This is a genomic window from Butyrivibrio sp. TB (assembly GCF_900110805.1).
In the GTDB taxonomy this organism is placed as follows: domain Bacteria; phylum Bacillota; class Clostridia; order Lachnospirales; family Lachnospiraceae; genus Butyrivibrio; species Butyrivibrio fibrisolvens_C.
Genome location: NZ_FOER01000005.1, coordinates 179,841 through 189,381 on the forward strand (window position 1 = coordinate 179,841; position 9,541 = coordinate 189,381).

Below are 9,541 nucleotides of genomic sequence, written 5' to 3' on the forward strand. Positions count from 1 at the left end.
CGTAATTTCAATATACATCACTTTACCTAAAAATGCAATACATTTTTTACACTTAATAGGCAATTTACTTGATTTTTACCGAAAAATACCTCTGTTTTTTGTGCCATATGCTATATGTTCTTTTTTTCGTAAACTAACTATCGGGATTATAATGAAGAGTTTCCAGGAACGCTTTTTCGTTAATTATGCGTAAACGCCGCATAATCACTGTTCTTAGCGTTCGAAAAGATCGCATTTGTAACCGAAAAACATGCGTAAACGTTTTCGGTTTCTCTAAAGTATTTTAAAAATATGCAAAATAAAAGCAGATTTCCAAAGAAATCTGCTTTAGGATGTGAGTGACAAGATTCGAACTCGCGACCTTCTGGTCCGTAGCCAGACGCTCTATCCAGCTGAGCTACACTCACATATTTATTTAGTTCGTCGCTGTGTTTGCATCAGCAACGGATATAATAATATAACACCCTAATAGTTTTGTCAACTATTTTTCCGATTTTTTTCAAAAATCGTTTTATTGCATTTTTGTTATCTCTATTATGTCCATAGTTATCAGTATATCTCCTGAAACACAAGCATCTTCAAACCTATCGCACAGCCAGATATGGACACCTTATTTATCAGTAGATCACTTTTCCCTATCAGATCTTTTGACGTAGATCACTTTTCCCTATCAGATCTTTTGACGTAGATTACCTTTACTCAGTCAGATCTTTCAAATTTATCACGTAGTCAGAGATCGTTGCCTTGTTTATTATAAACGTCTACAACTTACGCTTAATCATCGTCATAATCATCATCTTCTCCGTGGAGTGCCTTCATCTCTTCTTTTTCTTTCATCTTGGTCTTCAAGAAGGCATTGTTCATCTCCAGTTTGGCCTGCCTGAAGCAGTTTATAAGTTTGGGGTTGAACACGCCGCATTCACCGTTAACGATCATTCCAAATGCTTTGTCCATAGAATACGCTGCCTTATAGACTCTTTCGCTGATAAGAGCATCGTATACATCCGCAAGGCCTGTAAGCTGGGCTGCTATGGAGATGTCTTCTCCTTTTAGTCCGTCAGGATATCCGTTGCCATCATACTTCTCATGATGGTGTCTGCATATATCATAGCTGTATTCATAGTAATCCTTGTCCTGAATATCCGAAAGCATTCTGATAATATCACATCCTCTTGTAGTATGTGATTTCATAACTTCAAATTCATCTCTTGTAAGTCGTCCGGGTTTTAGAAGTATAGTATCAGGGATTGTTATCTTGCCTATATCATGCATTGCAGAAGCATCTGCCATTACATCAACCTGATACTGTGTAAGGCTGTACTCAGGATACATATTCATGATGTATCTACCAAGTATAGATACAAAGTCATGGATACGCCTTAGATGATATCCTGACTCAAGGTTACGGAACTCAACTATAGTGCAGATCTTTTCAACGATCAGCGCATTATTTTTCTTAAGTATCTCCTGCTGCTTTTGAAGCTGCTGGTACTGGGCGCGAAGGAGCTTGGTCTGTGAAGTTATCTGTTCTTCGAGATGTCTTTTTGAAAGGACAAGTTCTATGGATCTACTGACCTTCTGTTTAACTATAAGTGGTTCAAAAGGCTTACATATAACATCAGCGACACCTTGTTCATAACATCTTCTCTCTGTCTCTGCAGAGGTGTCGCTGGTTATCATGATAACAGGAATCTTGTCCAAAAGCTTGACTTTACCTATCTCTGTAAGCACAGCAAAGCCATCCATCTCGGGCATATTTATGTCCAGAAGGATAGCTGCAAGGAATGCCCTGCTTTTGACTACCATATCTATCGCTGCCTTGCCATTATCAGCTTCCAGGATCGTATAATCGTCCTTGAATATCTCTTTAAGGACATCGCGATTGATCTCGGAGTCATCAACTATGAGAATTGTAGTTTTACTCTCGGTTCTCTCTTCAGCCATATCATCACCTGTATTATTCTTCTTGTAATCCAACGATACTTTTATTCTAAATGCTCTCTACTTCTTGTATATAATTCCGCCCTTTTCTTCTCTGGTAGTATTGATTTCAAGCTGTTTGCCATCGATTATAAGAAGGACTCCGGCATAGATTATGCTTCTTGCGGTGATGCTGGCTCCTCTTACTTTATTCATCTGCTCGGTCATCATTGTCATTTTTTCCTCATAGCTCATAAGCTCTTTTTCCTTAGTGCTAACGGCCATGTTAATCTTGATCTTCCACTGGAGCTGCTCTCTGGAGTTTACATTGGCGGTTACTATGCGTTTTTGCTCTTTGTACAGAGTTTCAAGTTCTGCTTTGGTTCTGTCTATAGCTTTTTTGTCCTCATTAAAATTGTATAAAAGCTCGGACGTAACTCCTACTCTTACGATAGTCCTGATATCGCTTTCGCTTCCTATCCTTGCAGCACTTACACCCATCTGAGTTGCTACATCTCCGCCTATTATGGATCCCTCTTCGCCAAAGACCATGACACTTCCTCTGACATCCGCCTTGCAATTGACGATGCCGTTACAAAAGATCGATTTATGGGTCGTGATATTAAGATTCTGAAGGTATCTTGCATATATATTGCCGCCTGCAGAGATTTTGGCCATATCTTCAAGACCATTACAGCCGCTTCTAAAGACTATATCTCCGTCTGCTTCGATAGTCGTACCTTCTGCATATCCATCTATGATAACGTCGCCTTTGGCCCTTATAACAGACCTGGAAGGGACTTCTCCCTTAACCCATACTGTACCTACAAAATCAACGTTCAGTGGCTTTCTGGTACTTTCTACGACTTTTAGAGGGCTTATGATCATCTCTCCGTCAGTAAATCTTACAGCGCCTGATACAGTCGCACAGAAAGTCTTATGGTCGGGCATGATCATAAAACCTCGCCCTTTGATAATGGGAAGGTCTCGGCCATTCTTGCCGGGGAGTGTGATATTCTTGATAGTCTTGCCGTCAGATCCATGAATTGCCGGATGGTATACTGCAAGCTTATCTCCGACATTAACAGTTGCGAAGTACCTGACATTATCAAAATTGGCTGATCCGTCCTGAGTATACTCGATATCTGTAGGAATTTTTCTATCGAAAAAGAATTCGTAGTAGCCGTCTTTACCAAAAGTAGGGCCATAACCTTCTGCTATAAGTTTCTTCTCTTCATACTTCTCATTGGTTATCATGTCTTTGATAACATCTTTTTTGATACCAAATGTAATATTCGCTTTGGCAAGAAGCTCTAAGACAAAATCCAAAGTATACAAACGCCCGCTCTTAAGTCTTGGCAGGGTCAGATACGCCTTCAGACCGTCAGGTGTCATCTGGAGGAAATGCCTCTTTTCTTTTTCGGTTCCATCAAATGCTTTATATTTGCTGGAGGATGGGGAAGTCTCTTCGGCTATATGTCCGTCTCTTCGTTCTATATCATCTTCAAGGCGAAGGCTTATGGAGTTAGCAACACCGGCGTCCTCACCCTTTTGAAGGCGAAGTCTTATAGTCTTCATATCCATTGCAGAATTGATCATGCTGGAATATTTGGATACATCTATACCAGCTTCAAGTCCCTTCCTGATCTCGTGCATCTGCCTTGGCTGATACAAGGGCTTAGCATATACGCTTACATCAATGCGGTTTTCAAGCCCTTTTCTTATCTCTCTCATCTGGTGCCAGTTGAATTCATGATCTGCATATAAGGATACGTCCAGACCTTCCTTGAGACCTATTCTGATCTCACGAAGATTCTCGCCTCTTATCTCGACATTGAGATATTTGTCAAAATCATCAAGATGCTCTTCTCTGGCTGCTATAATCTGCTCAAGCTGGTCTTCATCATAGCCTTGCCTGACATATTCTGAAATGTCTATCTGGCTGGTATGGGCATGCTTCATGGCACGAAGGACGCCTGCAGAGTTGTTCTTTATCTCTTCTGTTGTAAGATTAAGGCCGGATTTCATGCATTCTCTTGCTTCCCGCATCTTCATCGCCGGGATAGTAAATTTGGCATATGATGATATATCAATATTATCAACGAGCCCTAATCTTATCTCCTGCATCTGCTCAGCATCATATAAAGGATCTTTGTAAAAGACTATGGGAAGACCTGCTTCAAGTCCAAGTCTTATCTGCCTCATCTGTGGGCCCAGGTAGTCTTTTTTTATATACTCAGCTGCATTGATGCCATTGTATAGTCCCTGCCGGATCTCATAGATCTGAGATAAGTCATAACCATCTTTCCTGAATTTGGTCATATCAATATTCTGCTCCATCTCAAGGCGCAGTTCTTCCATGAGCATCCAAGGCATGGACGAATTCATATATCTGGAAACATCGACCCCTGATTCAAGGCCTTTGCGAACTTCTACCAGCTGGTTATAGTCAAGCTTCTTGCTTCTTATATTGTCAAGGTCACCGCCTAGCTTTTCGCATAACGAAAGCTCCTTTTCATACTCGATAGCCTGAACCTCTTCCAAGGCTTTCTGCGTCTTGATCTGCTCGTCTTCCTCGCTATCTTGCGGCGCATCTACAGAATCCGCAGGATTTGGATCATCATCTCCTTCTTGACCTGCGGCACCTAAATAATTTTTATAAAACTCTTCAGTTGTAAGATCTCTAGGCAATCTCTCTTTATCCATTACGGGCTCATCCTCGAATGGTGATAACTTCTACAACCTGTTTCCGGTAAATATACAATTATCTAAACATAATCCTTGCTATATCCTTATATCGGATTTTAATTAAGTTTTATTAACTGATACAAAATCCCCGCATCAGGCTTCATAAGTTGCCTGGTGCGGGGATCCTTATCTATTGCTCAAACTTCTCTCTTAACAAGTTTTTCTCGGTCATGGCACCAGCCAAGCAGGAAGTTTAAGTCTATTATTTATTTTGTTCGAACATTTCTTTAATGGCCTTATCATACGGAGCTCTAAGGACGCCATATTCTGTTACGATTCCACTTATGAGTGAGTTGTCTGTTACATCAAAAGCAGGATTGTATACCTTGACACCTTCAGGAGCCATGCGCTCTTTGTACCACATATCCGTCACTTCTTCAGGTTTTCTTTGCTCAATGACAATGTCATCACCTGTAAAAGTGTTCATGTCTATAGTCGATGTAGGAGCGCATACATAGAAAGGTATGCCGTAGTGCTTTGCAACAGTTGCAACAACGCTTGTACCTATCTTGTTGGCCGCATCTCCATTAGCAGCTACTCTGTCACATCCTACGAATATAGCCTGAATCTTACCTGCCTTCATAATAGAAGCTGACATATTGTCGCAGATAAGTGTTGTATCTATCCCTGCCGAATGTAGCTCATAGGCTGTAAGACGTGCTCCCTGCAAAAGGGGTCTTGTCTCATCGCAGTATACATGAAAATCATATCCTCTTTCATGTCCGAGGTATATAGGAGCTGTTGCTGTTCCGTACTTACAGGTTGCAAGCTGGCCTGCATTGCAGTGTGTAAGGATACCATCACCTTTTTTTAGGAGTGTAAGGCCATTTTCTCCAATCCTTCTGCACACATCTATATCCTCTGCCTTGATAGCTTCGGATTCGTCATGCATGACTTTTATAACAGATTCTTTGTCAAAAGATCTTCCGGCTCTTTTCTCTTCTTCGATAAAAGAAATAACTTTATGCTCCATGCGTTCAAGCGCCCAGGAAAGGTTAACAGCTGTCGGGCGGGAGCTATTAAGATAGTCCTTGTTCTTCTTAAGTTCTGAAAGGAACTCTTCTTCACCAGAAGCCTTGGAATGCTTCATAAGAATATAAATGCCAAAACCTGCGCATACGCCAATAGCAGGAGCTCCTCTTACCTGAAGAAGGTATATGGCGTTCCAGATCTCTTCTCCAGTCTTTAAGTCTATAAGTTTGGTCTGCCCCGGAAGGAGGGTCTGGTCTATAATAACGATGGCATCACGCTCATCTGCAAGAGCGACTGTTTCGTAATCAAGTATACTTTTCATGATATTTTTCCTTTGTTTGATATATTTCTTTATAAGTTATAGAGCTTTGTATATTTATCCTCAAGATAGTCAAGGTAGTAGTTTACATCAAAGGGCTTGCCTGTAGCCTTTAACATGATCTCATCTGCATTATATCTGCAGCCGTATCTGTGGATGTGCTCACGAAGCCATCCTTCAATCTCAGCATATCTGCCCTCTCTTAGGTATGAATCTACATCTATGTCTTTTCGCATAGAATCCATGAACTGGGCTGCAAAGGCTGAACCAAGAGCATATGTCGGGAAATATCCAAAGGAAGCGTCAGACCAATGTACATCCTGCAGGATACCGTCTCTTGCATGCTCAGGTCTTATGCCAAGGTACTCTTCATACTTGTCAGCCCAGGTCTTATCAAGGCCTTCTGTTGAAATAGTGCCATCAAAAAGTCCTTTTTCTATCTCATACCTTATCAGGATATGCATAGGATATGTAAGCTCATCTGCTTCTGTACGAACAAGTGAAGGTGTGCTGACATTGACTGCTTTTATGAAGTCATCAAGGCTCACGTCTCCAAGAAGATCGGGGAAGCACTCGGTAAGCTTATCATAATTGGCCTCCCAGAAAGCCTTGGACCTTCCCAGATAGTTCTCACAAAGTCTTGACTGAGACTCATGCATACCGCTTGATACGCCGTTGGACAGGATCATTCCGTCATACTTCGGATCAATATTGTGCTCATACCATGCATGACCGCATTCGTGGATCGTTGAGAATATGGCTGATACCATATTGTCCTCAAGATACTTGGTGGTAGTACGGCAGTCATTCTCACATACCCAGTCTGTGAAGGGGTGCTCAGTCTCGTTCTGATAACCCCAGCTCTTGTCATAGGCAAGGTAGTCAAGAAGGTGTTCCATGAACTTCTTCTGGGCATCTATATCGCATTTTTTATAAAGGAAAGAGTCGTCTATGCCGCCCTTATCTGCTACCTTCTTGATAAGCGGTACAAGGCGCTCCTTGAGTGCATCAAAAAAGGCGTCATACTTGTCCCTGTTCATGCCGGGTTCAAAGTCATCCAGCATCTGATCATATATAGGCATATCCTTGCCACGGTACTCGTAGAGCTTCTTGCTTCCCTCTATGACTTTCTTAAGATAAGGTTCGAAGATAGAGTAGTCATCGGCGTCCTTGGCTCTACGCCAGTTGTTGAAGGACTCATTGGTGAGCTTCTGCCAGCTTACAAACTCATCTTTGGGGATGCAGACTGTTTTTAACATATTGTCATAGTAAAGCTGCGCAGCCTTCTTGATATCAGGATCTATGGAATCATCATCCTTCAAAGTCTTCATGATCTCCATCATCTCGGGATCTGTCTCTATGGAAAAGAGCTCGCCGCTTAAAAAGGCTGTCCTTTCATCCCTGTACTCCTCGCCCGCAGATGGAGCTATTGTCTGCTTGTCAAAGCCTATTAACGCTAAGGCCATGTTGTATGCTGAACATTTGAAGACCCATTCCTTGTACTTGTCTATCATTTCATTTGTTGTCATATGAATAATCCTCTCTTTAGTTATAATACTGTGTGCATCCGAAAAAAACATCATGCGCTTCTTAATTCGCACTCTGCAGGGCAATAACTCACATTTTGTCAAAAGATAGTCCTAACAAAAAATGTTGGCCCTTACGTCATATTATACCTATGTAAAAGTGATATAGAAAGAGTAATCGTAAATAGAAGCCGGCGATGCGTATTCGCACCGCCGGCTTCTTGTGTGAGAGAATTACTTAACTATAATTCTTAACTTTAGTTACTTATTACTGCTCTTCTTCCTTCTTTCTGCCAATCATCATTATTGTTACTATTGCGCCTGCGCAGATCATCATAAGAAGGATTCTTGCAGGTATCTGACTTTCATCACCGGTCTGTCTTGTTCTGCTTTCACCAAGAACTGCGGGTTCTTCAGGAGCGATTATCTCTTCGTCTCTTGTTGCACCAAGTACTGCAGGTGTTGCTACAGGAGCTGCTGCCGCAGGTGCAGGTGTAGGATCGATGGTGAATGTCGGAGGTGTAGGTGGTGTAGGCGGTGTAGGTGGTGTTGGAGGAGGTGTAGGTGTTCCGGGATCTGTTACAGTAAGCGTACCGTATACCAAACGGATAATGTAGTTATGTGTCTCAATAATCTCATCGAAATCGCCATACTGTCTTCCATGATGTGTAACCACTTCATTCCTTGCTTCCTGTATTGGCTGTATCGGTTCTTGTTCCTCTTCCTCAACTGGAGTTATGTCTTCTTGAGCTGGAGTAGGAGTAAGCGGAACTGCATCACCATTTATAAGAATTGTAAAGTAGTTAGGTGATGATCCAACTGCTGTCTGTGTTCCTGTTACGTTCCAGGTAAGTTCTCCATCTCTCTCATAATAAGTACCTTCCTGCGTAACCTCTGGATTAGTTAATGCTGTACCATCATAAGTCTTTGAAGATGTACCCGAAGTTAATGTTACATATGCAGGTGTAATTGTAAGAGCTGCATCTTCAGGAAGAACTACTGTGAAGCTGCTTGTCATGTCAACTTCCTGATCATCAATAGTTGTTACTACCTGATACTGTCCATCAATAGCTACTGGGTAAGTATCAACATCTGTTCCGGTTCCACCTGAAAGTTTCAGGCCTGTTAATTTATAATCTCTTTCATTAACAGTGATTATGAAATCTTCACCAGATGCTGTTACTGTGTTAGCCGGATCATCAGCTGTAAGAGTGAAAGTATCAATAATTGTATGCTCTGTTGCATCATACATTACTGTATCGCTCTTATCATCAGCTGTAAGATCTACTACTAATGTTACTGGAATCAATCTGTAGTAGAAAGTAATCTCCTGATCTTCTGTCGTCTGTTCAAAGGATACTGTCTGAGTTTCATCACCTATTAGTTCATATCCAGAAATATCTGCTGCTTCTTCTTCATATGTCTTACCAAATACAGCTTTGTCAAATACTTTATCTTTTTCAAGAGATACTGTTGTATTTTCCAGATAATAGTGAACTGTGTACTTAAGGTTATTAGCTTTTACGTAGTATAGTTTAAGTACTAGGCTTCCGTCTCCTTCTATCTCGCCAGATTCTTTGGTTCCTTCTACTGTTGAATCAAATGTGAATCCAGTGTATGTCCTTGGTGTTGCTGTTACAGTTGCTCCGGTTGTTCCTGTAAGTTCTTCTGTCTCTTTGAGAGTGAAGTCCTCGTCTTCAAGATTCTGGAGATAGTGTTCTACCTTGTATCCTGTATCTGTATTTCTTGTGTAATACAGCTTAAGTACAAGACTTCCGTCTCCTTTAATCTCTCCGCTTTCTACTGTTCCTTCTACTGTGTTGTCAAATGTGAATCCTTCGTATGTCTTTGCTGTTGCTGTTACAGTTGCTCCGGTTGTTCCTGTAAGTTCTTCTGTATCCTTAAGTGTATATCCGTTGAGATCCAGATCCTGCAGATAGTGCTCTACCTTGTATTCTGTATCTGTATTTCTTGTATAGTACAGTTTTAGTACAAGACTTCCGTCTGCTTCGATCTCTCCGCTTTCTACTGTTCCTTCTACTGTGTTGTCAAATGT

At 41.4% G+C, this 9,541-nt stretch carries 5 protein-coding genes and 1 tRNA gene; all 6 read right to left on the reverse strand.

Annotation, left to right across the window (positions count from 1 at the left end):
- Positions 1-333: 333 nt before the first annotated feature.
- Positions 334-407: transfer RNA gene (locus BMX21_RS05065), tRNA-Arg, on the reverse strand.
- A 367-nt stretch (positions 408-774) separates the two neighbouring features.
- On the reverse strand, positions 775-1,977 hold the full coding sequence (locus tag BMX21_RS05070; RefSeq protein WP_242952876.1) for an HD domain-containing phosphohydrolase: 1,203 nt from the start codon (positions 1,975-1,977) through the stop codon (positions 775-777).
- A 24-nt stretch (positions 1,978-2,001) separates the two neighbouring features.
- Positions 2,002-4,626, reverse strand: coding sequence for a DUF342 domain-containing protein (locus BMX21_RS05075; protein ID WP_092042022.1), 2,625 nt, complete (start codon positions 4,624-4,626; stop codon positions 2,002-2,004).
- Positions 4,627-4,870: 244 nt separating this feature from the next.
- Positions 4,871-5,962: an S-methyl-5-thioribose-1-phosphate isomerase gene (mtnA, locus tag BMX21_RS05080; RefSeq protein WP_092042025.1), complete on the reverse strand. Its 1,092-nt coding sequence runs from the start codon at positions 5,960-5,962 to the stop codon at positions 4,871-4,873.
- A gap of 29 nt (positions 5,963-5,991) precedes the next feature.
- A complete protein-coding gene (locus tag BMX21_RS05085) occupies positions 5,992-7,488 on the reverse strand; it encodes a carboxypeptidase M32 (protein WP_092042027.1) in 1,497 nt (498 codons plus the stop codon).
- Positions 7,489-7,753: 265 nt separating this feature from the next.
- Positions 7,754-9,541 (reverse strand): MucBP domain-containing protein (locus tag BMX21_RS19310; protein ID WP_177173929.1); only part of this gene is annotated, 1,788 nt, incomplete at its 5' end.

What these genes read in the sequence shown, in the direction of transcription:
- BMX21_RS05075 (WP_092042022.1), bottom strand. Translation starts at nt 4,626, where the DNA reads ATGGATAAAGAGAGATTGCCTAGAGATCTTACAACTGAAGAGTTTTAT.
- mtnA (WP_092042025.1), bottom strand. Translation starts at nt 5,962, where the DNA reads ATGAAAAGTATACTTGATTACGAAACAGTCGCTCTTGCAGATGAGCGT.
- BMX21_RS05085 (WP_092042027.1), bottom strand. Translation starts at nt 7,488, where the DNA reads ATGACAACAAATGAAATGATAGACAAGTACAAGGAATGGGTCTTCAAA.